Raw genomic sequence first — 818 nt, 5'->3', positions numbered from 1 at the left:
CCGGCGGCCGCCACGCAAACACACCGTACGGCGCTCCGCCCGCGCGTGGCGTGTCGGGCCCGGCCAGGCCGCGCAGGTACAGGTAGAGCACCCCGCCGAAGTGCCGGCGCGGGTCGTATTCGGGCAAGCGCCAGCGCAGATATCGGTGCAGCACAACGGAATACAGCAGCGCCTGGAGCGGGTAGGACGTGTGCGTCATCGCGTCGGCGAGCTTATCGGGGGCGTAATCGTCGACGGTCAACTCGCGCTCGGGCGAACCCAGCCAGTTCGTCTTGTGGTCGACGACGAAGTACCGCCCGTCATGCCGGAAGGTCAGGTCGATCGATCCGGTGAGATACCCGCGCAACACCTGTTCACCGAGCTCCGGCTCGTCGAGGGCGGCGGCATAGGGCACGAGCGGATCGTCGTGCGGCAGGTGAGTGCGCAGGAGCGTCGCGATGTCGCCGAGCAGCGAGCCGACGCCCGGTCCGTCGCCGCCACCCAACGGCAGTTCGAAGTCCATCTCGGTGTGCCGGTCGGTGCGGGCGATGTCGCGCAGCCTCACGTCGCCGGCCAGGTCGCCGAGCGGGGTGGCGCAGACGAGTTCGAGCGCGGTCGCGAGCCCGTCGACGTCCAGGGCGACGGGCCAGCGGAGTTGGTGTTCGACGATCCGCGCGCGCAACTCGGCGCCCAGGTCGTCGGCCTGCAGATCGGCCGTCTCGAGCACGGCGTGCACGAGCGAGCCGAACGTCGCGCCGACCGGCAGCCCGGCCATGGCGGAGCGTCGTTCGCCCGGCACGTCCGGCGGCGTCCCCTCGCCGGGGCCACCGGACACGACG

The 818-nt window shown here is 71.5% G+C and carries 1 protein-coding gene; it reads right to left on the bottom strand.

Going from position 1 to position 818, the window contains the following annotated elements; genetic code table 11:
• Nucleotides 1–818: PD-(D/E)XK nuclease family protein (locus tag KD1_RS13870; protein WP_174521115.1), on the bottom strand; the 818-nt coding region annotated here is incomplete at both ends.

Source organism: Kribbia dieselivorans NBRC 106261, from assembly GCF_001552435.1.
Classification (GTDB): Bacteria; Actinomycetota; Actinomycetes; order Actinomycetales; family Dermatophilaceae; genus Kribbia; species Kribbia dieselivorans.
This window is presented reverse-complemented; position numbering and strand designations above follow the sequence as displayed.